2 protein-coding genes are annotated in these 476 nt (G+C 57.8%); both read left to right on the top strand.

Translation table 11 applies throughout. From position 1 onward, the window contains the following. Positions 1–259, top strand: a 259-nt coding sequence (locus tag CQ12_RS45785) for a hypothetical protein (protein ID WP_210180609.1), incomplete at its 5' end; no start/stop codon positions are given. A gap of 2 nt (positions 260–261) precedes the next feature. After that, the coding region (locus CQ12_RS45525; protein WP_198164368.1) for a hypothetical protein at positions 262–476 on the top strand (215 nt) is incomplete at its 3' end.

Below are 476 nucleotides of genomic sequence, written 5' to 3'. Positions count from 1 at the left end.
CGGCGCGCTGATCGCCCGCCTCCGGGGCGAAGGCGACTACATGGATTGGTACTGCTGCGGCCCCTATGCGACCGTCTCTGATTTCATTGCCAGAACCCTCAAAAAGCAGGGCTGGATCTACGACGATATGCCAGCCATTTGCGACGAGCCTGGATGTCTCGGCTTTGTCTCATGCGGAACGCCGACTCCAACGGGCTATCGCTCGACTTGCTATGAGCACCGTCCAGAGGTGACGCGCCATGAACATTCAAGGAGGTAATCATGACTGTATATTTTTGCAATGCTGAACCGATTGACCTGAACGCGATTGCCCTTATGGGCGTCTCTGTGAAAACCGGGGCCAGCCCGATTGGCTACTTCGGCACTGGGCTCAAGTTCTCTATCGCGACCCTGCTCCGCACCGGACATGAAGTCACGCTGATCCGGAACGGCGAGACCATTCCGTTCACCGTGAACCACGAGGTCATCCGCGGCGA

Origin of the sequence: Bradyrhizobium jicamae, from assembly GCF_001440395.1 — a bacterium.
Classification (GTDB): domain Bacteria; phylum Pseudomonadota; class Alphaproteobacteria; order Rhizobiales; family Xanthobacteraceae; genus Bradyrhizobium; species Bradyrhizobium jicamae.
The sequence above is the reverse complement of the archived record's forward strand: the minus strand, read 5'-3'. Positions and strand labels throughout refer to the sequence as shown.